Consider the following 24,945-nt stretch of genomic DNA (forward strand, 5'->3'; position numbering starts at 1 on the left):
ACGGTTTCCGGGCGGTGCCGCCGCAAGCCTGGCACGAACAAACACCCGTCCGGGGTACGCCGCGAAGGCGGCCCGATAGGGTCGCGGTCATGGTGCGATGGCGGTCCGGGACGGTGCGGTCGGTGCGGCGGAGCTGGCGCGGCGCCGTCGAGCTCGACGTGACGACCGGCGACGGCCCGCTGCGCGCCCTCGCCTACCCCGATCTCGTCGGCTCCCCGGAGCCCGGCGACCGGGTGCTGCTCAACGTCGGCGCCCTGGTCATGGGGCTCGGCACCGGCGGGTACGCCCTGGTGGTCGCCCTTCCCGACCGGCTGCCGCCGGACCCGGTGGACGACGGCACCACACGCGACGCCGGTCACCTGGTGAAGGCGCGCTACACGCCGCTGCAGCCGATCCGGCTCGGGGTCGACGAGGAGGCGTCCCCGCACCGCGCGGTCATGGCCGCCGCCGAGTCGATCGACGGCATGCCGGTGGTCACCGCCGACCTGCACTCCGCGCTGCCCGCGATCCTGGTCGGCGTGCACGCCGACCGCCCGGACGCCCGGGTCGCCTATCTGATGACCGACGGCGGCGCGCTGCCGGCCTGGTTCTCCCGCACTCTCGACGGCCTGCACGGCCACCTCGCCGGGACGGTCACCACCGGCCAGGCGTTCGGCGGCGACCTCGAGGCGAGCACCGTGCACACCGGGCTCCTCGCGGCCCGGCACGTGCTGCGCGCCGACGTGACGATCGTCGCCCAGGGGCCGGGCAACCTGGGGACGGGCACCACCTGGGGCTTCTCCGGAGTGGCGCTCGGCGAGGCGGTCAACGCGGTCGCGGTGCTCGGCGGGCGGCCGGTCGGCTCGCTGCGGATCTCCGGCGGCGATGGCCGGGAACGGCACCTCGGCGTGTCCCATCACAGCCTCACCGCGTACGGCAGAGTCGCTCTCGTCCCGGCCGACCTGCCGGTGCCGGACGGTTTGGAGCCCGGCCTGGCCGCGGCGGTCGACGCCGCGCTCGCGCCGCTGAGCGGGCGGCACCGCCTGGTCCGCGTCGCGACCGGCGGGCTGGACGCCGCGCTGCGAGCGTGCCCGGTCCCGCTCTCCACCATGGGCCGCAAGCTGGACCAGGACCACGGGTACTTCCTGGCCGCGGCCGCCGCCGGCCGTCACGCCGCCGCGCTGCTGGCCTGACCGGCGGCCGCGACCGGGCCCGGCCGGGAACGTCCGGCCGGGCGGGGCCGGTCAGCCGCGCTTGCGGACCAGCGTCACGCCGTCGCGGACCGGCAGCATCACCACGTCGACCCGTTCGTCGGTCACGATGTGGTCGTTGAGCCCCGCGATCGCCCGGTCGGACTCGTCGACCGGATCGAGGGCCCGCCCGCCGCGCAGCACGTTGTCGAGGACCAGCAGGCCGCCCGGCCGCAGCCGGGGGACCAGCTCGGCGTAGTAGGCGGGGTAGCCGGTCTTGTCGGCGTCCACGAACGCGAAGTCGATCACCGGTGCCGGGTCCAGCGCGCGCAGCGTCTCGATCGCCGGGGCGATCCGCAGATCGATCCGGTCGGTCAGGCCCGCCCGCTCCCAGTAGCCGCACGCCACCTGGGTCCACTCCTCGGAGACGTCGCAGGCCAGCAGCCGCCCACCCGGTCGCAATCCCCGCGCGATGCAGATCGACGAGTAGCCGGTGAAGGTCCCCACCTCGACGGCGAACTCGGCCCCGGTGAGCCGGACCAGCATGGTGAGCAGCGCGCCCTCGTCGTGGGAGATCTGCATGCCGGCGCTGCCCGGCAGTTTCGACCAGGTCTCCTGCGCGAGGTCGCGCAGCACCTCGTCAGCGGGCGTGCAATGGGTCAGCAGGTAGTCGCCGACTGCGGGATCGATGATGTCAACCATGACCGACAGCCTGCCCCAGAACCCCGGTGTGCTGCTGCCCGGCCCACCGATGACTCCGCTCCGGTCAGGTGCCGAGGATCAGGTAGAGCCAGCCGCCCAGGAAGAGGACCAGGATCAACGCCAGGACCCAGGTGGGAATCTTGTGGCCGCCGGCACGATCGCGCTCGATCTGGCGGTAGACCCGCTCACGGCGGCGCGCATAGCGCCCCATGCGGACCTCGGGCTCGGAGGTCTCGGGCTGCTGAGAAGGATCGGGCTGGCCGGGAATCGTCATAGCCCGGCCAGCCTAACGTGCCGCTGCCGCCGCCGGCCGGGCGCCGGTCCATGACTACCCCACGACGAGCGGGTGTACGGAACGCGCCGCCTCCACCCGGTCGCGGCCGTTCTCCTTGGCCCGGTAGAGGGCCTGGTCGGCGCGTTCCAGTGTCGCGTCGATCGACTCGCCCGGCGCACACTGGGCGACGCCCGCCGAGAAGGTGCACCCACCGGGGGTGAGTGCCCGCAGCCGGTCGGCCAGCGCCACCGCCTCAGCCGTCGCGGTGCCGGGCATCAGGACGACGAACTCCTCACCGCCATACCGGGCCAGGTGATCACCGGCGCGGACCCCGCCGGACCACGCCGCCCCGGCCTCCTTGAGCAGCAGGTCACCCGCCTGATGGCCACGGGTGTCGTTGTACCGCTTGAAATGGTCGAGGTCCAGGATGACGACGCTGACCGGGCTGCCGTCGCGTTCCGACCGGGACAGGACCGCCTCCGCCACGGCCGTCCAGGCCCGCCGGTTCGCCACCCCGGTCAGCGGGTCCCGGTAGGCCAGTTCGTTGAGCGCCCGCGCCTGATCGGCCAGTTGGGCGGACTGCGCCTGCACCTGCCGGACCAGCAGGCTCATCCGGAGCACCACCAGCAGGAACATCACCATGCAGCCGGCCGCGATGGCGAACGCGTGTTCCACCCGGCCGTGCTGCGACTCCCAGGCGAGCAGCCCCGGGGCGATCAGCGTGGCCACCGCCTGTGTCACGAGGCGACGGTGCCCGACCGGCCGGACATCCGGGGCGGGGCCGGTGACCCGTCCGGCCGAGGGGTGCAGCACGGCGGCGGTGAACAGCGCATAGGCGAACAGGTAGGTGACGGTCAGCACCACGATCAGCGCCGGGCTCGCGGTCAACGAGTAGTCACCGGCGAAGGCGAACAGGAAGTCCGTGGCGAGGAACGTCCCCAGACTGCCGGCCAGCAGCATGAAACTCGCGGTACGCACGCCGCTGGTCAGCAGCCAGACCAGCAATCCGAGCAACAGCAGGTCGAACGCCGGAATGCCGACGGCGGTCAACCGCCCGAGCAGGCTCAGGCCGGCGTCCTCGGCCAGCGGCCGGATCAGGAACACCCACACCGGCAGCACGAACGCCCCGACCACGATCAGGGCGTCGACCAGGCTTCCGAGGTCACGGCCGGGCGCACGCCGCCGGACCATCCGCAGCAGGGCGGTGAGCTCCATCAGGTATCCGACAAGGTAGAAGACGTCGGCCAGGGAACCCTCGGCATCGCGGCCCATGGCCTCCTGGACCGCGTGACCCAGGTCACCGGCGATCGAGGCGGCCAGTCCACCGGTCAGCAGCCACCATGCGGCCGGGTCCTCCGGCCGCCGGCGCCGAATCGCCACCGCGGCGACCACCACCGCGACGATCATCAACGCCATGTAGAGCAGCGGCATGACGCCGTCGGTGCCGAGCAGCAGGTAGACGGTCACTGCCAGCGCATTGAACAACAGAAACGCCAGCCAGGCAGGCGGTCGTGCCAGTCGCGGCGACATGGGGTCCCACCTTTCCTCGACACAGCGGTCCGGTCGCGCCCATCGGCACGAACCGGACCGGTGTGAGGAATCCGTGGATCACATGCTCGCGATCAGGCGCTCCACCCGCTCGTCGTAGGCGCGGAACGGGTCCTTGCACAGGACCGTGCGCTGCGCCTGGTCGTTGAGCTTGAGATGCACCCAGTCGACGGTGAAGTCGCGTCGCTTCTCCTGGGCGTGCTTGATGAACTCGCCGCGCAGCCGGGCCCGGGTGGTCTGCGGCGGCGTCTCCTTCGCCTCGAAGATCTGCAGGTCGTTGGCGATCCGGTCGACCGTCTTGCGTTTCTCCATCAGGGCGTAGAGGCCACGGCCCCGGCGCACGTCGTGATAGGCCAGGTCGAGCTGGGCGATCCGCGGGTGGCTCATCGGGATCTCGTGCTTGGCCTGGTAACGCTCGATCAGCTTGTATTTCGACACCCAGTCGATCTCACGGCTGACCGAGTCGAGGTTGCCGGTCTCGACCGCGTTGAGCACCCGGCCCCACAGCTCGACGACCCGTTTGGCGATGGGGTCGCCACCGCGGCGCTCGACGAACTCGGTGGCCTTCGACAGGTACTCCTGCTGGATCTCCAGCGCGGAGACCTCCTTGTTGTTCGCCAGGCGGATCTTGCGGCGGCCGGTGACGTCGTGGCTGACCTCGCGGATCGCCCGGATCGGGTTCTCCAGGGTCAGGTCACGCATCACCACGCCGGCCTCGATCATGCGGAGCACGATGTCGGCGCTGCCCACCTTGAGCAGCGTGGTGACCTCGTTCATGTTCGAGTCGCCGACGATCACGTGGAGACGCCGGTAACGCTCGGCGTCGGCATGCGGCTCGTCACGGGTGTTGATGATCGGCCGGGACCTGGTCGTCGCGCTGGAGACGCCCTCCCAGATGTGCTCGGCACGCTGGGACAGGCAGAAGACCGCACCGCGCGGCGTCTGCAGCACCTTGCCCGCACCGCAGATCAGCTGCCGGGTGACCAGGAACGGGATGAGGACGTCGGCGAGCCGGCCGAACTCGCCGTGCCGCGACACGAGGTAGTTCTCGTGGCAGCCGTAGGAGTTGCCGGCCGAGTCGGTGTTGTTCTTGAAGAGGTAGATCTCGCCGGCGATGCCCTCGTCGTGCAGACGCTTCTCCGCGTCGACGAGGAGGCCTTCCAGGATCCGCTCACCGGCCCGGTCGTGGGCGACCAGATCGGTGACGGAGTCACACTCGGGGGTGGCGTACTCAGGGTGGGAACCGACATCGAGGTAGAGGCGTGCGCCGTTGCGGAGGAACACGTTGCTGCTGCGCCCCCAGGACACCACTCGGCGGAACAGGTAGCGGGCCACCTCGTCGGGCGACAGCCGCCGCTGCCCCCGATAGGTGCACGTGACTCCGTACTCGGTCTCGAGGCCGAAAATTCGCCGTTCCATGACGAAACACTACCGGCCTGAACCGGGTCAGCGGCAGTCACATCACGCGCTTTCCTCAGCACACTGTGTCCACCGGCCGGATGATCCGGTTCGGGGCACCGTCCACCCGCGACCTCCGGGCGGCCGGTACCCTCCCGGGATGATCGATGCCGGGAACGTGGTCGAACGCTTCAATGCCGCATGGGAACAGGGCGATCTGGCGGCGGTGACCGCCTGCCTGGCCACGGACGTGACCTACTCCCCCAGCGCATGGGACGGCCCGGCGGTCACCGTGCACGGGCGCGAGGCGGTCGCCGCGGTCTTCGCCGGGCAGCTCGGGCCCGGGGACGGCCCGGCCCTGGGCGCCGTCCACGTCGCCGGGGACCGGGTCGGCTGCGAGTGGCAGTGGCCGCCGGCCGCGGACGGCACGACACTGCGAGGCCTGGACGTCTACCTCGTCCGGGACGGTCTGATCGTCGCCAAGGACGTCTTCAGCAAGGTCGTCGCGCGATAGCGGGCGACCCGGGCTCGCACCCCGGGCCCGGGTCGCCCCGCGATCACTACTCGGTGTCCTCCGACGCGGCCGAGATGGTCGGCTTCGCCTCGGCCGGCGCGGGCGGAGCCGCGTCGACGTCGCCCAGATCGGCCTCGGGCACCGACTCGTGGCCCAGCAGAGTGGTCAACGCCGGCCCGGCGAGCCGGCGGAACGCCCGGCCCGGCCGGCGGCGGTCGAGCACGGCCACCTCGAGCTGCTTCGGGGTCAGCGTGCGGGTCTGCCCGTTCTCCCCGCCGACGCTGCCCAGTGCCTCGGCCGCCAGGGTGAGCGCCGAGGTCAGCTCCGCCGACGCGTCGTGCCGGTCACGCAGGACGCCGGCGATCGCCTCGGCCTGGCCACCCATCGCCATGAACCCCGGCTCGTCCATCACCGAGCCGTCGTAGGTGATGCGGTACAGCTCGTCGGCCTCGGGCGAGGCGCCGACCTGCGCCACGCAGATCTCCACCTCGTACGGCTTCTGCGTCTCCGAGAAGATCGCACCGAGCGTCTGTGTGTAGGTGTTGGCGAGCGCCCGCGCCGTCACGTCGCGACGGTCGTAGCTCAGGCCGACCATGTCGGCCATCCGGACGCCGCCGCGCCGCAGAGCCTCGAACTCGTTGTACCGCCCGACGGCGGCGAACGCGATCTTGTCGTAGATCTCGCTGATCTTGCGAAGGGTGGTGATGTTCTCGGCGACGAGCAGGATGCCGCCCTCGTACGTCAGCACCACGGCCGACCGGCCGCGGGCGATCCCCTTGCGGGCGTACTCGGAGCGGTCCCGCTGGACCTGCTCCGGTGATGCGTAGAACTGCATGGCCACGGTGGCTACTCCTTCTCCAGAGATACGGATCGAACAGAGATGCGGACCAAGCGGATCAACCGCCCGGGTTCTCCGTGCGACCCGCGACGACCCGCTCGGCCACCGTGGTGATCTCTTCGTCGCTCAGCCGGTGCGTGCCGGCCGCCGTCGCGGTCATCACCACCGGATAGATCTTGCGGATGACGTCCGGCCCGCCGGTCGCGGTGTCGTCGTCGGCCGCGTCGTAGAGCGCCTCCACGGCCAGGGTGATCGCGTCTTCGGTGCTCACGCCGGGCCGGTACCGCTTCTTCAGCGCCGACTTGGCGAACAGCGAGCCGGAGCCGATCGCCTCGTAGCCGGTCTCCTCGTAGAGGCCGCCGGCCACGTCGAAGCTGAAGATCCGGCCGGCGCGGGTCACGTCGCCCGGGGTCAGGTCGAAACCGGCGAAGAGCGGGACCACGGCCAGGCCCTGCATCGCCGCGCCCAGGTTGCCGCGCACCATCGACGCCAGACGGTTCGCCTTGCCGTCCAGCGAGAGCATCGCGCCCTCGATCTTCTCGTAGTGCTCGAGCTCGACCTGGAACAGGCGGATCAGCTCGATGCCGATGCCGGCCGTCCCGGCGATGCCGATCAGCGAGTACGCGTCGGCGGGGTGGACCTTCTTGATGTCCCGGCTGGCGATGAGGTTCCCCATGGTCGCCCGGCGGTCACCGGCCATCACCACGCCCTCGGCCGTCGCGATCGCGATGATCGTGGTGCCGTGCGGGGCGATGTCCGCGGAGAGCCCGGGCGGAAGCGGCCGGCGGCCCGGAAGCAGTTCCGGGGCGGCCTGGCTCAGGAACTGCGTGAAGGAGGACGTCCCCGTGCTGGTGAAGAAATCCGGTAGACGCCCGGATGGATCGAAGCCCGTCGCCACGTGGTTCCTTTCAGGTACGTGCAGTTGACGCACAATATCCCGCCACACCCTGCGGGTGCGATCAACGCCATCGACATGTGTTGAGGAAACGGCGGACGCCGCCATCGCGGCGGCGCCCGATCATTCAAAAACGGACAAAGCTCTCACTGGCCGCCTTTTTGGACGTACCCCCGGACAAACTCCTCGGCGTTTTCCTCAAGGACCGAGTCGATCTCGTCCAGCAGGTCGTCGACGTCTTCAGTGATCTCCGCGTGCCTTTCGGCGACCTCGGGATTGGCCTCGACGGTGACGTCCTCGGTTTCCTGGTCGCTGCGGCCCTTCTCGCTCTGCGACTGACCACCGGTGTCTCGGGTTGCCATGGATGTCCCCCTTCTCAGCCACCCGACGTCCTGCAACATCGGGTACGGAAAACCTACCTCGCGCCTGTGACAAAACACCCCGCCGGTACGGGTGTTTTCTCATCGACTGGTGATCACCTCAAGCAGGTCCTTCGCGCTCTCGCAGGTGTCGAAGAGCGCGCCGACATGCTTGCGGGTGCCACGTTCCGGCTCCATCATCGGCACCCGGACCAGCGACTCCCGGCCGATATCGAAGATCACCGAGTCCCAGCTCGCCGCGACCACTTCGGAGGCGTACTGCGCCAGGCAGCGGCCACGGAAGTACGCGCGGGTGTCCTCCGGAGGCTCGTACATCGCGCGCTGGGTCAGCTCGGGGTCGAGCAGGGTCTTCATCGACCCGCGTGCGACCAGACGGTGGTAGAGGCCCTTCTCGGGGCGCACATCGGAGTACTGGAGGTCGACGAGCTGGAGTTTCGGCGAGGACCAGCCGAGGTTCTCCCGCTCGCGGTAGCCCTCCAGCAGCCGCAGTTTCGCGACCCAGTCGAGGGTGTCGGAGCAGAGCATCGGGTCGCGGCCGAGCTTGTCGAGCACGTCCTCCCAGCGGTTCAGGACGTCGACGGTCTGCTCGTCGGCGTCGACACCCAGACGGTCGTCGACGAACTGGCGGGCCCGTTCGTAGTACGCCCACTGCAGATCCAGGGCCGTGAGCCGGCGGCCGTCACGCAGCCGCATCAGGTGCGCCAGGGTCGGGTCGTGGCTGACGGCCCGCAGCTCGGAGACCGGGTCGGCGATGCCCAGCTCGCCGGTGAACACCTTCTCCTCGATCATGTTGAGGATCAGGGCGGTGGTGCCCACCTTGAGATAGGTGGAGATCTCGGAGAGGTTCGCGTCGCCGATGATGACGTGCAGGCGGCGGTACTTGTCGGCGTCGGCGTGCGGCTCGTCGCGGGTGTTGATGATCGGTCGCTTGAGAGTCGTCTCCAGTCCGACCTCGACCTCGAAGAAGTCGGCACGCGAGGAGATCTGGAAACCGGCGCCACTGCCGTCCTGCCCGATGCCGACACGGCCGGCGCCGCAGAAGATCTGCCGGGTGACGAAGAACGGCGTCAGGTGGGCGACGATGTCGGCGAACGCGGTCTGGCGCCGCATCAGATAGTTCTCGTGTGCGCCGTACGACGCGCCCTTGTTGTCGGTGTTGTTCTTGTAGAGCTGGATGCGGTGCGCGCCGGGAATGGTGGCGGCCCGCCGTGACGCCTCGGCCATGACACGCTCGCCGGCCTTGTCCCACTTGACGATGTCGAGCGGGTTGGTGACCTCGGGAGTGCTGTACTCCGGGTGGGCGTGGTCGACGTAGAGCCGGGCGCCGTTGGTCAGTATCACGTTGGCCAGGCCGAGGTCCTCGTCGGCGAGGGCTTCGGCGGGGTCGTAGGCCGCGCCGGAATAGGTGAACCCGCGCGCGTCGCGCAGGGGGGACTCCTCTTCGTAGTCCCAGCGCGCGCGGCCGTTGCGGTTGAGCTCGGGGCGGGCGCCATAGGCGTTGACCACCTGGGAGGACGTGACCATCGGATTGGCGCCGGGCTGGCCGGGCACCGAAATGCCGTACTCGACCTCGGTCCCCATAATCCGTCGAACGCTCATGCGACCACCCTGTCCGCCACGAAGCTACGCCTGCTCATGCATCGAGCCTAGACGCTCTCATATCGCTTTCCGAAGCGCGCAGTACGCGCGTCCATACCTTCCGTGGCGATTTCGATCACCGTGAGGCGGCGGCCGAGCGCCTGCCCGGGCAGTTCGACGAGGCGGTGACCGGCCCAGGCTGCGCCGAGTGCGCCGGCCGTGAAGGCGACCGCGATGAGCAGCGGCTGGTCGAAGAGCCGGTTCATCACAGCGAGTACCGGAATGTGAAGCAGATAGAGCGAATAGCTGACTGTCCCGAGCCATCCGAGGACGGCCGGCACACGCCGGTCCCGGAGCACGAACGCGATCGCGAACGTCCCCGCGACGGCCGCCGCCACTCCCGGTTCGAGATGGACCGCGACTCCGGCGCACACCAGGGCGAGACTCATCGCCGCGACCGGGCGCCCGATCTGCCGGTGCTGCAGCCGGTAGATCACGGTCCCGGCGAACAGAACCGCGAGCATCTGGACGGCCTGCGCCGATGACGCGCTGGTCACCTGATCGCTGGCATGGCCGTTGAGAAGCGGCAGGGCGGTCGCGCAGATCCCGCCGGCCGCGGCCGCCAGCACCAGACGCCTCCGGCCAGTGAGGTACGCGCAGAGCCCGCCGGCCAGAAGCACCAGGACCGCCACCGCCGTGATCCGGCGCTGCCCCGCTCCCGCGCCGAACAGGTCCCCCGGCAGCGCCGCCCCGGCGCCGAGCGCGGCAGCCGTGAGCCCGGCCGCCCACCAGGCGCTGACACGGTGCCGTCGCCAGGCGAACAGCCCCGCCACGATCAGGTAGAAGACCATCTCGAAGGACAGGGTCCAGAAGGGCCGGAGAACCCCGCGGGTGCCGGTCAGATCCTGCAACATGGTGAGGTGCCCGGCGATCGTGGCCGTCGTCTCCGCGCCGAGCTGCCCGGGCAGGCGCACCACCCCGGCCGCGCCGAGAGCGAGCCCGGCCACGACGGCGAGGAGATAGGCGGGGTAGATCCGGAAGATCCGCCCGATCCAGAACCGGCGCAGCGAACCGTGCCGCTCCAGGCTCATCGGAATGACGTAGCCGCTGACCAGGAAGAACAGCAGGACGCCGTACTTTCCCAGGTCGAAGATCTCGAAGAGGCGCAGGTGCCGCTCGGAGCCGAGGACGACGGGACTGAGGTGGAACACGGCGACGGTGACCGCGGCCCAGCCGCGTAGTGCGTCGAGCCAGGCGAGACGGGTCATAACCGATGAACGAGGGCGGGGCCGGAGGGTTTCCCCTCCGGCCCCGCCCCGTGGCGATTACAGGTACTGGCCGGTGTTGCTGGCGGTCTCGATGGACCGGCCGGCCTCGGCGCCCTTGCCACCGGAGACGAGCGTGCGGATGTAGACGATCCGCTCGCCCTTCTTGCCGGAGATGCGCGCCCAGTCGTCGGGGTTGGTGGTGTTCGGCAGGTCCTCGTTCTCCCGGAACTCGTCGACGCAGCTGTCGAGCAGATGCTGCAGCCGGAGGCCCTTCTTGCCGGAGGTGAGGAACTCCTTGATCGCCATCTTCTTGCCGCGGTCGACGATGTTCTGGATCATCGCGCCGGAGTTGAAGTCCTTGAAGTACAGGACCTCCTTGTCACCGTTGGCGTAGGTGACCTCCAGGAAGCGGTTCTCCTCGGTCTCCGTGTACATCCGCAGGACGACCGCCTCGATCATGGCGGCGACCGTGGCGTCCCGGTTGCCGCCGTGCTCGGTGAGGTCGTCCCCACTGAGCGGCAGTTCCGAGAGGATGTACTTGGCGAAGATGTCCTTCGCCGCCTCAGCGTCCGGGCGCTCGATCTTGATCTTCACATCGAGACGGCCGGGGCGCAGGATGGCCGGGTCGATCATGTCTTCCCGGTTGGAGGCGCCGATGACGATCACGTTCTCCAGGCCCTCGACACCGTCGATCTCGCTGAGAAGCTGCGGGACGATGGTGTTCTCGACATCGCTGGAGACGCCGGAACCACGGGTCCGGAAGATCGAGTCCATCTCGTCGAAGAACACGATCACCGGGGTGCCCTCGCCGGCCTTCTCACGGGCCCGCTGGAAGACCAGGCGGATGTGCCGCTCGGTCTCGCCCACGTACTTGTTCAGCAGCTCCGGACCCTTGATGTTGAGGAAGTAGCTGGTGTGCTTCTCCTCACCACGCCGCTCGGCGATCTTCTTGGCCAGTGAGTTGGCCACCGCCTTCGCGATCAGGGTCTTGCCGCAGCCGGGCGGGCCGTAGAGCAGGATGCCCTTCGGCGGCCGCAACTGGTGCTCCCGGAACAGGTCGGCGTGCAGGAACGGCAGCTCGACCGCGTCGCGGATCTGCTCGATCTGCGAGTGCAGGCCACCGATGTCGGAGTAGTCGACGTCGGGGACCTCCTCGAGGACGAGTTCCTCGACCTCGCTCTTCGGAATCCGCTCATAGGCGTACGCCGAGCGCGGCTCGATCATCAGCGAGTCGCCGGCGCGCAGCTTGGTGATATCGAGCGAGTCGGCGAGGAAGACGATGCGTTCCTCGTCGGAGTGCGACATCACCAGTGCCCGGTCGCGGGGACCGCCGGACGGGTTGTCCAGGATCTCCTTGAGCAGGACCACCTCGCCGGTGCGCTCGAACCCGAACGCGTCGACGACGTTGAGCGCGTCGTTCAGCAGGACCTCCTGGCCCCGCTGAAGCTCGTCGGCCGCGAGCGACGGTGAGACCGCCACCCGCAGCTTGCGGCCGCCGGTGAACACGTCCACCGTGCCGTCCTCGTGCGCTGACAGGAAAACGCCGTAGCCGCTGGGCGGCTGGGCGAGCCGGTCAATCTCTTCCTTGAGAGTGACGATCTGGGCGCGGGCTTCCTTGAGGGTCGCCACGAGCCGCTCGTTGTTCTCGGTCACTCGGGAGAGCTGCGCCTGCGTTGCCGCGAGCCGTTCCTCGAGCTGCCGGACGTGTCGGGGGCTCTCGGTCAACTTCCTCCGCACCAGAGCGAGTTCCTCTTGCAGGAACGCGACCTGACTCGAGAGATCGTTGGCCTCTTTCTCCCATCGTGCGGCGCGGGAGTCCGCTTCGTCGCTACGTGCCACGTCCCACCTCCCCGGGGGGCTCGAACGTCTTGGTTCAACACTAGCCGTTCAGAAACCGTTTTTGACCCATGCAACACCCTCGTCACCGACTCTTGATCGATTGGTGCGACCGCACCTGAGCCGGTCGGACAGAGTTCCGGTACCGTCGGGCCTCACCGGTTGTGGGAGGTAGACGTGTCCGCTGACACTGATGAGCTGCGGGTCTGGATCGATCAGGACCTGTGCACCGGTGACGGACTCTGCGTTCAGTACGCCCCGGAAGTGTTCGAACTGGACATCGACGGCTTGGCGTACGTGAAAGACGACACCGGCGAGTTGCTCCAGGCGCCCGGGGTCCGGGCCGGTGTGCCGGCGCGGCTGTTGCTGGAGGTCATCGATTCGGCCAAGGAGTGCCCCGGCGACTGTATCCACGTCGTGCGGGTGGCCGACGACGTGGAGGTCGCCGGCCCCGACGCGCTGGAGTGAGCTCCGCCCGGCGGCGAGGCGGGCGCCGCCCGCGGGAGTGAGCTCCGCCCGGCGGCGATGCGGGGCGCCTCCGCCGGCGCTGGAGTGAAGGTGAATGAATTACAGGGTGGGGCGCCCGACCAGCGACGCCACCACCCGGGAGAACTCCTCCAGCCGGGCGATCTGCCCCGCCCCGCCGTCGTCCAGCGTCTTGCCGAACCGCAGCGCGTCGTGCCGCAGCGGGGCCCGGCCCTCGTCCTCGCCCACACCGGGCGGGGGCACCGCGTCGTCGACCGAACTGAGCAGCAGATAGACGTCGATACTGTCGACCCGGGCCTGCCCGTTCGACGTGCGGGTGAGCCGCCGACGGCAGCCCACCTCGGTGACCGTGGACAGCGGCACCACCCGCAACGACGACGTCATCGCGCCGACCGGGCCGTCGCCGGGCGCCACGTCCTCGCCGTGCCACAGCACCAGGCGGCTGCCGTCACAGACCACGACCTCCTGCCACACCCCGTTCACCTCGTTGACGAAGCGCTCCAGGGTGAAGCACAGCACCTGCGCGCCGCGCAGCACGCCGAAGAGGGCCTCCAGGGCCACCTCGGGGTCGCGCAGGTAGGCACGGGCCGCGGAGTCCAGGTCAGGATAGGGCGACCAGTCCGGAAAGACCGCCGGCATCTCGTTGCTGCCACCGAACGGTGGAGAACTCATCGCGCCACTCCTGTCGTCCCGATCGGAAACCCATCGAAACCTATCGGACCCGGTCGGGACGGTCACTCACCGGTCTGCTCCTCGCGCTGTGCCGCCAGGGCGGCCAGCGTCGCCTTGCGGGCCGCGTACGCCTCGGCGCCCTTGCTCGGTTTGCGGCGCCGCGGCGGCGCGGTGACGCCGGGGGCGAGCTTGCGCGCCGACACCAGGAACGCGGTGTGCGCGATCATGCGGTGGTCCGGCCGGACCGCCAGCCCGTCGGCGTGCCAGTCGCGCACCAGCGACTCCCAGGCCCGCGGCTCGGTCCAGCCGCCCCGCTCACGCAGCGCCTCGACCAGCTCGGACAACTGCGGAGTGGTCGCCACATAACCGACGAAGACGCCGCCCGGGATGAGCGACTTCTCGACCATGTCGAGAGCCTCCCACGGGGTCAGCATGTCCAGGACGATCCGGTCGAAGCCGGTGATGTCGTTGTCGGCCACGTCACCGTTGTGCAGATGCCAGGCCGGGTGCGGGCCACCGAAGAACGCCTCCACGTTCTTCCGGGCGATCGCCGCGAAGTCGTCGCGCAGCTCATAGCTGTGGACCTCGCCGGAACTGCCGACGGCCCGCAGCAGCGAGCAGGTCAGCGCGCCCGAACCGGCACCGGCCTCGAGGACCTTCGCGCCGGGGAAGACGTCGCCCATCGCGACGATCTGCGCCGCGTCCTTCGGGTAGATCACCTGCGCGCCGCGCGGCATCGACAGCACGTAGTCGCTGAGCAGCGGGCGCAACGCGAGGTACGCGGTGCCGCTGGCCGCGGTGATGACGCTGCCGTCGGGCAGGCCGATCAGCTCGTCGTGCGACATCGCGCCGCGGTGCGTGTGGAACGCCTTGCCGGGTTCCAGCACGATCGTGTGCATCCGCCCTTTCGGGTCGGTGAGCTGAACGCGGTCGCCCGCCCGGAACGGTCCGCGGTGCGCGGGCACCGAGTCGTCGACGACGGTGGCTGGGGTTGTGGTCACTGATCTTCTCTCAGGAGTGCTGATTTCGGCTCGCCCGCCGCGGTTCCAGCACGGCGGCCACGTCGGCGACCCGCAGGACGCCCACGACATCCTCGCCTGCGGTCACCAGGTACTGCGCACCCGGGTGGGCCTGCAGGGCGCGGATCACCTGCTCACCGGTCAGTCCGAGCGGCAGCGTGGTCAGCGCGTCACGGGACCGGGCCACGCTCTCCACGCTCACCCAGGGCCGCCGGTCGACCGGAACGCGCTCGGCGGCGACCGGATCGACCAGCGCGGTGAGGCTACCCGCCGAGTCCGCGACCGCCAGCACCACGTCCGGCCGTGGGTCCTCGGCGCGGCGCCGCTGCGCCTCACCCAGCGGCGTGCCGGCGGGCACCGCCAGCAGCGGCCGGACCAGTGTGCCCAGGTCGACCATCGGAAACCGCCCGGTCATCCGCCCCAGCCGGATCGACTGGCCCGCGCCCTGCCACAGGGTCAGCGCCACCAGCAGCACGAAGACCAGCCCCAGCACGGTGATCAGGCCCGCCTGATGGAGCACCACGGTCACCGCCGTGGTGACCAGCGCCAGCACCCGGCCGGACCAGCCGGCCACCACCGTCGCCCGGTTCCGGTCCTTCAGCACCGCCCAGAGCAGCGCCCGCAGCGCCCGGCCACCGTCCAGCGGCAGCCCCGGCAGCACGTTGAAGAGGGCCACCAGCACGTTGCTCAGCGCCAGCTGGAAGGCGATCTCCCCGGCCACGGTGCGGTCCGGCAGCAGCCAGGCGGCCACCGTCGCGATCCCGCCGAGCAGCAGCGACACCGCCGGCCCGGCCAGCGAGACCAGGGCGTCCACCCGCGGGACCGGAGCGTCACGGTCCATCTCGGTCCAGCCGCTGAGCAGTTCCAGAGTGATCCGGCGCACGCCGATGCCGAACCGGCGGGCGGTCAGCGCGTGCCCCAGCTCATGCAACAGCACCGAGCCGACCAGACAGACCACGAAACCCAGGCCGACGACGTACGCCCAGGGCTGCGCCAACCCGAGCTCGGCGCGGGCATAGTTGCCGTAGACCACCGTGACCAGCACCGCGAGCAGCAGCATCGAGGCGTTCGCATGCACCGGAATGCCGGCGACGTGCCCCACCGGCCGCCCGAACCCCGGCGACGGTGACGGCTGCGGACCCCCGGACGGGCCCCGCGGTGCTCGGCTCTGCTCCACGCGATCGATGCTACGGACACGCCCGCACCGGACCCACCCCGCATTTTTCGTCGTACCTCTGGCCTAGCCTCTGTGACATGACGGCGTTCTCTCCCACGGCGGCCCAGCCGGTCTCCCCGCCTCCACAGCCCGGCGACCCGGCCCCCGGCGACGCCCCCGACCCGGGGCCCGGCCGGAGCCGGCGCCCGGAGACCCCGGCCGGGCCGTCGCTGTCGCCCTCACGGGCCGCCGACTTCAAGACCTGCCCGCTGCTGTTCCGCTTCCGCACCGTCGACAAGCTGCCCGAGACGCCGTCGGCCGACCAGGTCCGCGGCACGCTGGTGCACGCCGTCCTGGAGCGCCTGTTCGACCTGCCGGCCGCCGAGCGCACGCCGGAGTCCGCGGCCGCCCTGGTCGCCCCCGAGTGGGACCGGCTGATCACCGCCGAGCCGGCCCTGGCCGTTCTGTTCAACGGCGAGCCACCAGCTCAGGACCGCCCGGCCCCGGCCCCTCGGCGGGCCGACTCCGGCGCGATGCGTGATCCCGCCGCGGTCGAGGCCGAGATCGACGCGACCGGGCAGGCCGCCCTCATCGACGTTCCGGCCGGCGAGGAAGAGGCCGCCCGGATCGCCGCTTTCCTCGCCGGAGCCACCGACCTGCTGGCTGGCTACTTCGCGGTGGAGGACCCGCGCCGCCTGCAGCCCGCCGAGCGGGAGACCCTGATCTCCACGACGATCGGCGACGAGCTGTTGCTGCGCGGTTACATCGACCGGCTCGACGTCTCCCCCGCCGGCGACCTCCGGGTGGTCGACTACAAGACCGGCGGCGCGCCCCGCGAGGCGTTCGAGGGCCGGGCGCTGTTCCAGCTCAAGTTCTACGCCCTGGTGCTGTGGCGTGCCCGGGGCGTCGTCCCCCGAGCCTTGCGCCTGCTCTATCTGAAGGACGCCGAGGCCCTCGACTACAGCCCCGACCCGGGCGAGCTGGAGCGCTTCGAGCGCACCCTGATCGCCCTGTCCCACGCGATCGAGCGCGCCAAACGCGATCGCGACTTCCGCCCGAAACCGAGCCGTCTCTGCGGCTGGTGCAGCCACCAGAGCCTGTGCCCCGAGTTCGGCGGCACCCCGCCGCCCTTCCCCGAGAGCGCCCCGGCCGTCGATGTCACCGCCGACCAGGAGCCCGACCGGGTCGGCACCGTCCTCCGGGACGGTCCCCTTGGCTGACGCCCCGCACCGCACCGGCGCCTCCGGCGGACGTCAGCGGGCCGGCTTCGCTCGCAGGCGGCGGGCCGCGCGGTGACCAGGCCCCTGCGCGTGCTGGTCGCGGACGCCGCTCCGCTTCAGCGTGCCGGCCTCCGGGCGGTCCTCGGCTCCGCGCCACCGGAGATCGTCGTCGCCGGGGAGGCCGGTGACGGGGTGGAAGCGGTCGACCTGGCACGACGGCTGCTCCCCGACGTGCTGATCACCGAGGTCGCGCTTCCCCGGGTGGACGGCCTGGCCGTGACCCGGGCGGTCACCGAGGCACGGCTGGCGGTCCGGGTGCTGGTCATGACCGAGCGCGACACCGACGACGAGGTGGTGGCCGCCATCGCCGCCGGAGCCGCCGGTTATCTCTGCAAGGACGCGCCACACGACGATCTGATCGCCGCCGTCCGCGCCGTCGCGGTGGGCGGCGCCGTCATCGCCCCCGCGGTGCTGGCCCGGGTCCTGACCCGTCTCGCCAGTGTGCTGCCGCCGGTCGCCGACGGCACACCGATCTCCCGGCTCAAGCCGCTGACCGGCCGCGAACGCGAGGTTCTGGTGCATGTGGCGCGCGGCCGCACCAACAGCGAGATCGCCGCGATCCTCGGCGTCAGCGAGACCACGGTGAAGACCCACGTCGGCCACGTCCTGACCAAGTTGCGCCTGCGCGACCGGACCCAGGCGGTCGTCCTCGCCTACGAGACGGGCCTGGTCCGCCCCGGCGTCTGAGCCCCTTGCGGCTTCGGCATCTGGCACGGGCGCCGAAGCCGGACCGCGGGGGCGCTGGGAACAGCGGCGTCCCCGCGGCGTCGGCCGGATCAGCCGTGCCGGGATCGCAGGAGGCCGGCCAGGTACTCGAGATCCACCCCGGTCAGCGTGGACCGCAGGTGCACCCCGTCGACCGGCTCCAGCGCGAGCTCGGCAGGCACCGCGAGCACCCGCGCCCCGGCGGCGAACGCGCTGGCCACCCCACTGGGCGAGTCCTCGATCGCCACACAGGACGAGATCGGCACACCGAGGAGGGCGGCCGCGGTCCGGTACGGCTCGGGGTCGGGTTTGGGCCGCTCCACCTCGTCGCCGCAGACCACCACGTCGAAGTTCTCGGCGCCGAGGGTCTTGAGCGCCACCTCGACCAGCCGCCGCCCGGTCGAGGTCACGAGCGCCGTCGGAATGCCCGCCGCCCGGACCGCGAGCAGCAGTTCCATCGCTCCGGGCCGCCACACCAGGCCCTCGGAGAACAGCTCCTGCACCCGCGTGGTCAGCCACTCCACGTCCGGCGCCTCGGGCCGGCCGGGCTGGCCGAGGTCGTCGCGGAAGAGCCGCATGCTGGTGGCCATGCTGGTGCCCACCATGGCCAGGCGGGCGGTGTCGGAGAGGACGCCACCGGCGTGGACGGCGAGCTCGGCCAGGGCGATGCCCCAGACCCGCTCGCTGTCGACCAGCGTCCCGTCCATGTCGAAGAGCACGGCGGCAGGATTCACCGTGCCATTCTGGGACGCCCCCAGCCCCTCACCGCACCGAATGTGACGGTGCCCTCAGCGCCCACCGGTTACCGGAGACGGCTTCCTCAGAGTCCACAGGGCGTCAAGGACTGTTCATAGCCGTCGGCGAACGCCTGAAAGCGCTGCGCGGGCGAGCCGTGTGCGCCGGGCGCGAACCACGGCTGGCCGGGATCGTCACCGACCGCCACCAGGCCGTCGGCCAGTTCCTGGGTGTCGCCGTCGTCCATCCGCAAGGCGCCGTCGCGGGCCTGGTCACCGATGAACGCGCCGGCCATGCAGTCGGCTTGCAGTTCCTGCTCGATGGTGAACTCCTTGCGGATGCCGAGCCGAGCCTGGATGCCGTGCGCGTACTCATGGCCGAGCAGGTAGTAGACGAAGGAGTCACCGATCTGCTGGAACGCGGCGAAAGCCCAGTTGACGTCGTAGGCGATGAAGTCCCCGGCCGAGCAGTAGACGGCGTTGTTGCGCGGCAACGGCTGTCCGCCGCAGCTCACCTCGCCGTCCCGCTCGTACGGTATGACCTGCTGAACGGGCTGGAACCCGGAACCGAGCCGCGACGCCCAGTACCGCTCGGCGACGTTCTGTGAGGCGCGCATGTCCCGGGCGAACTCCTCGGGCGTGTCGGTGCCCTCCGGTCCCTGGTCGGTGGATCGGCTGGCGGCCGGTGTCACGGAGCGTCCCGGTCCGGCCTGTTGCTGCTGTCGCACGGGCAGGCAAGCGCCCGCCAGAAGAACGGCTGAGAGGGCGGCGAGAAGGGCCGGGAGCGGTGCTGGTCGAGAGCGCATACGGGCCTCCAGGACGGGGCTTCCACGTTAGACCCGATCGACCAAGATCAACGGAGTCAGGGACTTCCCTGAGAGGTCCCTGGGTGCCACCCCCAGGGAAATCTCCGCGTCGGCCTCCCCCGCCGGACGGAGGCCGGACACCGGATCCACCGAAACACTGAGCCGGACGGAAGACAACACCACAGGGGGAGACGGACAGTGGCAGCGACGAATACCGGCGGGCCGGTGGCGGCGCGGGCGGACGGCATCTGGAAGGTCTACGGCTCCGGCGAGGCACGGGTGGTGGCGCTACGGGGGGTCAGCGCCGAGTTCGGCCGGGGCCGGTTCACCGCCATCATGGGGCCGTCCGGCAGTGGCAAGTCGACGCTGATGCACTGCCTCGCCGGCCTGGACACGGTCGACGAGGGCGCCGTGCACGTCGGCGGCACCGAGATCAGCACCCTGAAGGACAAGGCACTGACCCGCCTGCGCCGGGACCGGGTCGGGTTCATCTTCCAGCAGTTCAACCTGCTGCCGACGCTGAGCGCGGCGGAGAACATCAAACTGCCGCTGGACATCGCCGGCCGCAAGGCGGATCCGCAGTGGTGGGACACGGTGATCGACACGGTGGGCCTGCGGGATCGCCTCGGTCACCGGCCCAGCCAGCTCTCCGGCGGCCAGCAGCAGCGGGTGGCGTGCGCGCGGGCGCTGATGGGCCGCCCCGACGTGATCTTCGCGGACGAGCCGACCGGCAACCTGGACTCCCGCTCCGGCGCCGAGGTCCTGTCGTTCCTGCGGTCCAGCGTGCGCGAGCACGGCCAGACCATCGTGATGGTCACCCACGATCCGGTGGCGGCGAGCTACGCCGACCGGGTGGTGTTCCTCGCCGACGGCTCCATCGTCGACGAACTGGCGAACCCGACCGCCGACACCGTTCTGGACACGATGAAGCGCCTCGACCCGCGTACCGACCCGGTGATGCTCTGATGCTGCGCGCCACGCTGAAGAGCCTGCTGGCCCGTAAGTTGCGGCTGGTCCTGTCGGGGCTGGCGGTCATTCTCGGGGTGATGTTCGTGTCCGGCGCGCTGGTGCTCACCGACACCCTGAACCGCACCTTCGACTCGATCTTCGCGGACGCCTATTCGGCGACCGACGTCTCGATCGCCGCCAAACCCAAGGTCGCGGTCGCCGAGTTCGACGGCGAGGAGGTTCCCTCGCCGCTTCCGGCCTCCGTGGTCGAGACCGTCAAGAGCCAGCCGGGGGTACGCTCCGCGACCGGCCGTGTCGACGCCGACGGGGCCCGCGTGATCGCCGCCGACGGCAAGGTCCTGACGTCGTTCGGCCCGCCACGGATCGGCACGAACTGGACCGGCACCGACGAGATCATGGAGATGCGGTCCGGCCGCGGTCCGGAGGCACCCGGCGAGATCGCCATGAACGCCACCACCGCCGAACTCGCCGGCTTCCGGGTCGGTGACCGAGTGTCCGTACTCACCCTCCAGCCGAAACGCGAGTTCACGCTGGTCGGCGTCTGGGGTTACACCGGCGGCAGGGACAGCGTCAGCGGTGTCCAGGAGGTCGCCTTCACCACCCCGGTGGCCCAGGAGCTGATGCTCGGCGCCAAGGACGTGTTCAGTTCGGTGACGGTCCGCACCGCTGACGGCGTCACGCCGGAGCAGCTGCGCGACCGGCTGGCACCGGTCGTCGGCGACGGCTACGAGGTGAAGACCGGCACTCAGCTCGCCGACGAGAACGCGGCCGGCCTCAAGGAGGGCATCGGCTTCTTCAACCAGATCCTGCTCGGCTTCGCCGGGGTGGCCCTGTTCGTCGGCATCTTCCTGATCCTGAACACGTTCTCGATCGTGGTCGCCCAGCGCACCCGGGAACTGGCCCTGCTCCGCGCGATGGGCGCCAGCCGCCGCCAGGTGATCAACTCGGTGCTCGTGGAGGCGGTCGTGGTCGGGCTGATCGCCTCGGTCCTCGGCCTGGCCGCCGGCGTCGGCGCGGGCGCCGGGCTGGGCGCCCTGTTCAGCAGGATGGGCGGCGGCATGGACCTGGCGCCGATCGGGGTACCGCTTCCCGCCGTGATCAGCGCGTTCACGGTCGGCATCGTGGTCACGGTGCTCGCCGCGGTGCTGCCCGCGCTGCGCGCCTCGCGGATCGCTCCGGTCGCCGCCATGCAGGAGGTGACCATCACGGACCGTCCGCTCACGAAGCTCACCGTCGCGGGTTCGGCGGTGACGGCTGTGGGCGCCACGACACTCGGCCTCGGCCTGTTCGCCGACGCGGGCGACGCCACACTGTGGCTGATCCTCGGCGGCGTGCTCGTCACGTTCATCGGGGTGGCGCTGCTCACCCCGCTGATCAGCCGCCCGGTGGTGTCCCTGCTCGGCCGGCTGTTCTCCTGGTCGGTGCCGGGACGTCTGGGCCGGCTCAACTCCGGCCGCAACCCGCGCCGGACAGCCATCACCGCGGCCGCCCTCATGGTCGGCATCGCCCTGGTCACCGGCGTCACCGTGGTGATGGACTCGGCGAAGAGCAGCCTGCAGGCCGAGGCGGCCCGCATCCTGAAGGCCCAGATCATGATCAGTGGCGATCAGGGCGGCGCCCGGCCGCCGACCTATGACCCGGCGGTTCTGGACGAGGCCGCCGCGATCCCCGGCGTCCGTGCCGCCGCCGGCCTCTACAACGACGTGGTCGCGATCGGCGCCGACAGCGACTACGTGGCCGCGGCCGAGGACCTCTCCGTGCTGGCCGAGGCCTACGGCACCACCGCCGCCAAGCTCACCGCCGACCAGATCGCCGTCAGCGAGCCGGAGGCGAGCGAGCGCGGCTGGAAGACCGGCACGCCGGTCACGATCCAGACCTCGCGGGGCGAGCCGCACACGTACACCGTGGCCCAGGTGTTCCCGGAGAACGGCCTTCCCAAAAACATCATCCTGCCGGCCGAGGCGATCAAGAGTTTCGGCATCGCGCAGCCGGTCCTCGGTTTCATCCGCCTCGACGAGGGTGTCACCGTCGCCTCGGTGCTTCCGCAGGTCAAGGCGCTGCTGGCGGACAGTCCCGAGGTCACCGCCACCGACCAGCAGACCTTCGTCGACGACCAGGCGGCCGTCTTCGACGACCTCATCGTGATGATCCAGATCCTGCTGGGCCTGGCCATCCTCATCGCCATCCTGGGCGTGATCAACACTCTCGCCCTGTCGGTCCTGGAGCGCACCCGCGAACTCGGCCTCCTCCGGGCCGTGGGCCTGGGCCGGGCCCAGACCATGCGCATGATCACCGTCGAGGCCGTGGTGATCGCCGTCTTCGGCGCGCTCCTCGGCGTCGCGGTCGGCGCGGGCATGGGCAGCGCGGTGGCCCACGCTCTGGAGAACGACGGCATCACGCAGATCGTCCTGCCCTGGTCCCGGATGGCCACCTACCTGGTGCTGGCCGCCCTGGTCGGCGTGGTGGCGGCCGTCCTGCCGGCGATCCGGGCCGCCCGCCTGAACGTCCTGAACGCCATCGCCCACGACTGACCCCACACGACGGCGTCCCTCCCGACCCGCGACTGCGGGCCCGCCGACGGGCGGCTCCGGCTTCGGCCGGGGCCGCCCGTTCCGTCGGCCCGCACGCACATGCCGCCCACTCCCACTTTCCGGCCCTGCCCGCCTCCTGCCCTGCCCGCCTCCTGCCGAGCTTGCTGCCGGCACGGCCCACCCAGGTCTTCCCCGGCTTGCTTCCGGCACAGCCCATCTCCTGCACCGCCGCTTCCGGCCGCGCGCACCTCCGGCACCACCCGCTTCCGGCCCAGCCCACTTCGTGCACCGCCCGCATTCGGGTCCCACGTACTTCAGCACCGCCCGCAACCCGCCCGGCCCGGCTTTCCGGCACCGTCCAGGCCCTGCACCGCCGCTTCCGGTCCCCCGGACTTCAGCACCGCCCACATCCCGCCCGGCCCACATCCCGCCCGGCCCGCATCCCGCCCGGCCCGCATCCGGCACCGGCCGGTTCCCCCGCCGTTCCCGCCGCGAGGGGAATGTCCGTCTACGAGCGCTCGGTGGCCGAGCCGACCTTGACTGGCTGGTCGTCGGTGCTGTCCCGAGCAGGGTGAGGCGGCACTCACGGCCGGCCGGCAGAACCGGCCAAGATCGCCCCAGTCCGTTACTCCTCTTCCGTGATCGCGGCCGCCATCGCCGGCTGTTGATCTGCTGACCGTGCGAGTTCGCGGTCAAAACGGGAGGCACTTCCGGGCTACGGCCGGTCGGCAGGACTTCGGCCGAGCCGTAGCGGGGACCCGTTCTCGCGTCTGGAAGGCACGTCCGGATACGGCCGGTTGGCAGGAGCACGGCCAAGCCGTAGCGGGGACCTGTTTCGCGTCTGAGAGGCACGTGTGGGCTACGGCCGGCGTGTGAGGACGGCGGTGGTCGTCGCTTGGGCGTGTCATCACGGTCGTGTCACCGGCTGCGCGTCGATTCATTCCTGACCGCTGCCCCGGGCAAGCCCGCCGGGATCCTGGGGATGCGGTCGGATCGTCGCGGTGCGTGTCCTCGGCGGCGGGGCGGGGTGGGCGGGAAGTGGGCAGCAGCCCGGTGGTCGCGCCGCGGTCTCGAGGCGGCTGGGCCTCGCGCGGATGACACGGGAGGTGTGGTTCGGCGGGGCGGCTTGGCTCGTACAAGACAGGGGTTGGAATAGGCCGGAAACCGGGAGCCCCCCACCCGCCCGGACCGACGCCTACGCCAGGCGTTCAGCCCGGCCGGAGCGAGAGGTCCGCAGAGGCGAGATCAGGAGCCGCGGCCGCCCACAAGGACCGCAGCTCCACGCCGCGGCGGGCAGGAGCCGCGGCCCTCGTGGGCGTCGGCTTCCCTCTCGGCGGGGAACGGGCTCTGGGTCAGGGCCAGGCGGGCCAGGCCACCCTCGAGCCGAAGAGGTCGGAGCTCGAAGAGAGCCGAAGAGGTCGGAGCTCGAAGACGTCGGAGCGGCCGCGAAGATCAGCCCGGCGATCTCCAGGACTTCGAGGTGGCGGGAGCTCGCCGGAAGGCTGATGGCGAGCGGCCCGGGCACCTGTCACACCTTGCTGGGGACGCGCCGGTGCAATTCGGCGAGGAGGACTTCCGGTCCCGGCGACATCAGGCCGACATCGATGATGTACGCGACCTCGCCGCCGCGGCGGCGGACCCGTGGTGGGCCGCCGGGTCCGGGGAGGACGGCGGCGTAGTCCTCGGCCACGGGGGTGATCACCAGCTCGGTGAACGGTCCGCGGCCACGCAGGGCGACCGCGGCGATGCCGGACCAGGGCAGGTGGACGGGGCGGCGGCCGGTGGCGGCGAAGTCGAGGCCGTGCACGGAGGTGTGCAGCCAGCCCAACCGGCGCCAGACGGTCAGCAGCGCCAGGGCGGCCAGGACCGCGGGGACGATCAGCGCGAACTCGGCGTGGATCACGATGTCGGCGGCCCGCGGGCGGTAGCCGGCGGCCGTCCTGATCAGCAGAGTGAGCAGCAGCATCGGCAGCCAGGTGGCGGCCAGGACCCACAGGGCGGTCACGTAGAACATCCCGCGCGCCTGGAAGAAGCTGACGGTGTCGTCAGTGGGTCCGAGCACCTGGTCCACATGGTCGGCCATATGCAGATTATGCCCCGGCATTTCAGGATCATCTGGACATCACGGGTAGTGAGCGCGGTTGATGCCCCGGGGCCCCCGGCGCGGCCGCCGGGTACGTTCCCGCA

General features: G+C 70.8%; 23 protein-coding genes. 7 read left to right on the plus strand and 16 right to left on the minus strand.

Going from position 1 to position 24,945, the window contains the following annotated elements; translation table 11 throughout:
* The first annotated feature begins 89 nt into the window (after window positions 1-89).
* The gene (locus tag QLQ12_RS16090; protein WP_282760729.1) at window positions 90-1,172 is read left to right on the plus strand and encodes a DUF3866 family protein; all 1,083 of its coding nucleotides are present in this window, start codon (window positions 90-92) and stop codon (window positions 1,170-1,172) included.
* 51 nt (window positions 1,173-1,223) lie between these two features.
* Here the strand turns inward: QLQ12_RS16090 and QLQ12_RS16095 are convergent, their stop codons facing one another.
* From QLQ12_RS16095 to pafA, 4 genes are all read right to left on the minus strand, one after another.
* Window positions 1,224-1,871 (minus strand): O-methyltransferase, encoded by a 648-nt coding sequence (locus QLQ12_RS16095; protein WP_282760731.1) that lies wholly within the window; start codon window positions 1,869-1,871, stop codon window positions 1,224-1,226.
* Window positions 1,872-1,935: 64 nt separating this feature from the next.
* Window positions 1,936-2,145 (minus strand): hypothetical protein, encoded by a 210-nt coding sequence (locus QLQ12_RS16100; RefSeq protein ID WP_282760733.1) that lies wholly within the window; start codon window positions 2,143-2,145, stop codon window positions 1,936-1,938.
* Window positions 2,146-2,199: 54 nt separating this feature from the next.
* Complete coding sequence (locus QLQ12_RS16105) at window positions 2,200-3,675, minus strand: GGDEF domain-containing protein (protein ID WP_282760735.1); 1,476 nt, start codon at window positions 3,673-3,675, stop codon at window positions 2,200-2,202.
* Between the two features lie 78 nt (window positions 3,676-3,753).
* Entirely contained in the window at window positions 3,754-5,112 is a 1,359-nt protein-coding gene (pafA, locus tag QLQ12_RS16110) for a Pup--protein ligase (protein WP_282760737.1), read from the minus strand.
* A gap of 139 nt (window positions 5,113-5,251) precedes the next feature.
* Between pafA and QLQ12_RS16115 the strand changes: the two genes are divergently transcribed.
* Window positions 5,252-5,605 (plus strand): nuclear transport factor 2 family protein, encoded by a 354-nt coding sequence (locus tag QLQ12_RS16115; protein ID WP_282760738.1) that lies wholly within the window; start codon window positions 5,252-5,254, stop codon window positions 5,603-5,605.
* A gap of 46 nt (window positions 5,606-5,651) precedes the next feature.
* Here the strand turns inward: QLQ12_RS16115 and prcA are convergent, their stop codons facing one another.
* The 6 genes from prcA to arc form a co-directional block, all read right to left on the minus strand.
* Complete coding sequence (gene prcA / locus QLQ12_RS16120; protein WP_282760739.1) at window positions 5,652-6,446, minus strand: proteasome subunit alpha; 795 nt, start codon at window positions 6,444-6,446, stop codon at window positions 5,652-5,654.
* Between the two features lie 55 nt (window positions 6,447-6,501).
* Entirely contained in the window at window positions 6,502-7,341 is an 840-nt protein-coding gene (prcB, locus tag QLQ12_RS16125) for a proteasome subunit beta (protein WP_282760741.1), read from the minus strand.
* A 143-nt stretch (window positions 7,342-7,484) separates the two neighbouring features.
* Entirely contained in the window at window positions 7,485-7,700 is a 216-nt protein-coding gene (locus QLQ12_RS16130) for a ubiquitin-like protein Pup (RefSeq protein WP_282760821.1), read from the minus strand.
* Between the two features lie 99 nt (window positions 7,701-7,799).
* The gene (dop, locus tag QLQ12_RS16135; protein ID WP_407651489.1) at window positions 7,800-9,317 is read right to left on the minus strand and encodes a depupylase/deamidase Dop; all 1,518 of its coding nucleotides are present in this window, start codon (window positions 9,315-9,317) and stop codon (window positions 7,800-7,802) included.
* 47 nt (window positions 9,318-9,364) lie between these two features.
* Window positions 9,365-10,564, minus strand: coding sequence for an acyltransferase family protein (locus QLQ12_RS16140; protein WP_282760743.1), 1,200 nt, complete (start codon window positions 10,562-10,564; stop codon window positions 9,365-9,367).
* Window positions 10,565-10,621: 57 nt separating this feature from the next.
* Window positions 10,622-12,403 (minus strand): proteasome ATPase, encoded by a 1,782-nt coding sequence (arc, locus tag QLQ12_RS16145; protein ID WP_282760744.1) that lies wholly within the window; start codon window positions 12,401-12,403, stop codon window positions 10,622-10,624.
* A gap of 174 nt (window positions 12,404-12,577) precedes the next feature.
* On the opposite strand from arc, the gene QLQ12_RS16150 reads away from it, so the two are divergent.
* Entirely contained in the window at window positions 12,578-12,868 is a 291-nt protein-coding gene (locus tag QLQ12_RS16150; protein ID WP_282760746.1) for a ferredoxin, read from the plus strand.
* A 99-nt stretch (window positions 12,869-12,967) separates the two neighbouring features.
* Here QLQ12_RS16150 and QLQ12_RS16155 read toward each other — a convergent pair whose 3' ends face one another.
* The 3 genes from QLQ12_RS16155 to QLQ12_RS16165 all read right to left on the minus strand — a co-directional run bounded on the left by QLQ12_RS16155 (window position 12,968) and on the right by QLQ12_RS16165 (window position 15,637).
* The gene (locus QLQ12_RS16155) at window positions 12,968-13,558 is read right to left on the minus strand and encodes a hypothetical protein (protein WP_282760747.1); all 591 of its coding nucleotides are present in this window, start codon (window positions 13,556-13,558) and stop codon (window positions 12,968-12,970) included.
* Between the two features lie 62 nt (window positions 13,559-13,620).
* A complete protein-coding gene (locus tag QLQ12_RS16160; RefSeq protein ID WP_282760748.1) occupies window positions 13,621-14,559 on the minus strand; it encodes a tRNA (adenine-N1)-methyltransferase in 939 nt (312 codons plus the stop codon).
* A 10-nt stretch (window positions 14,560-14,569) separates the two neighbouring features.
* Window positions 14,570-15,637 carry a site-2 protease family protein gene (locus QLQ12_RS16165; RefSeq protein WP_282760824.1) on the minus strand — a complete coding sequence of 356 codons (1,068 nt, stop codon included), beginning with the start codon at window positions 15,635-15,637 and terminating at the stop codon, window positions 14,570-14,572.
* Between the two features lie 194 nt (window positions 15,638-15,831).
* On the opposite strand from QLQ12_RS16165, the gene QLQ12_RS16170 reads away from it, so the two are divergent.
* Both QLQ12_RS16170 and QLQ12_RS16175 read left to right on the plus strand, forming a co-directional pair.
* Window positions 15,832-16,953 (plus strand): RecB family exonuclease, encoded by a 1,122-nt coding sequence (locus QLQ12_RS16170; protein WP_282760749.1) that lies wholly within the window; start codon window positions 15,832-15,834, stop codon window positions 16,951-16,953.
* Window positions 16,954-17,025: 72 nt separating this feature from the next.
* A complete protein-coding gene (locus QLQ12_RS16175) occupies window positions 17,026-17,700 on the plus strand; it encodes a response regulator (RefSeq protein WP_282760751.1) in 675 nt (224 codons plus the stop codon).
* A gap of 89 nt (window positions 17,701-17,789) precedes the next feature.
* Here QLQ12_RS16175 and QLQ12_RS16180 read toward each other — a convergent pair whose 3' ends face one another.
* Together QLQ12_RS16180 and QLQ12_RS16185 are read right to left on the minus strand one after the other, a co-directional pair.
* Window positions 17,790-18,437 carry an HAD family hydrolase gene (locus tag QLQ12_RS16180; RefSeq protein ID WP_282760825.1) on the minus strand — a complete coding sequence of 216 codons (648 nt, stop codon included), beginning with the start codon at window positions 18,435-18,437 and terminating at the stop codon, window positions 17,790-17,792.
* Between the two features lie 101 nt (window positions 18,438-18,538).
* The gene (locus QLQ12_RS16185) at window positions 18,539-19,258 is read right to left on the minus strand and encodes a neutral zinc metallopeptidase (RefSeq protein WP_282760753.1); all 720 of its coding nucleotides are present in this window, start codon (window positions 19,256-19,258) and stop codon (window positions 18,539-18,541) included.
* Between the two features lie 198 nt (window positions 19,259-19,456).
* Here QLQ12_RS16185 and QLQ12_RS16190 point away from each other — a divergent pair, with 198 nt between their 5' ends.
* Entirely contained in the window at window positions 19,457-20,224 is a 768-nt protein-coding gene (locus QLQ12_RS16190) for an ABC transporter ATP-binding protein (RefSeq protein WP_282760754.1), read from the plus strand.
* Window positions 20,224-22,758: an ABC transporter permease gene (locus QLQ12_RS16195; protein ID WP_282760755.1), complete on the plus strand. Its 2,535-nt coding sequence runs from the start codon at window positions 20,224-20,226 to the stop codon at window positions 22,756-22,758. Before QLQ12_RS16190 ends, QLQ12_RS16195 begins: the two co-directional genes overlap by 1 nt.
* Before the next feature lie 1,528 nt (window positions 22,759-24,286).
* Here the strand turns inward: QLQ12_RS16195 and QLQ12_RS16200 are convergent.
* Entirely contained in the window at window positions 24,287-24,841 is a 555-nt protein-coding gene (locus tag QLQ12_RS16200) for a hypothetical protein (RefSeq protein WP_282760757.1), read from the minus strand.
* Window positions 24,842-24,945: the final 104 nt, after the last annotated feature.

This window comes from Actinoplanes sandaracinus, from assembly GCF_030009775.1.
Lineage (GTDB): Bacteria > Actinomycetota > Actinomycetes > Mycobacteriales > Micromonosporaceae > Actinoplanes > Actinoplanes sandaracinus.